This is a genomic window from Nocardioides sp. SRI_004, from assembly GCF_057586415.1.
Map to the genome: position 1 here is coordinate 1 of NZ_JBYCZV010000050.1, position 210 is coordinate 210.

Consider the following 210-nt stretch of genomic DNA (forward strand, 5'->3'; position numbering starts at 1 on the left):
CGACACCCGCGACATCACCTACGCCCAGCTCAAGGACGAGGTCTCCCAGGCCGCCAACGCGCTCACCGCGCTGGGCGTCGGCAAGGGCGACCGGGTCGCGATCTACATGCCGATGATCCCCGAGGCCATCGTCGCGATGCTCGCCTGCGCCCGCATCGGCGCCCCGCACACGGTCGTGTTCGGCGGCTTCTCCGCCGACGCCCTCGCCTC

At 71.9% G+C, this 210-nt stretch carries 1 protein-coding gene; it reads left to right on the forward strand.

Going from position 1 to position 210, the window contains the following annotated elements; translation table 11 throughout:
- Positions 1–210: AMP-binding protein (locus tag AC2YHB_RS25665; protein ID WP_487354887.1), on the forward strand; the 210-nt coding region annotated here is incomplete at both ends.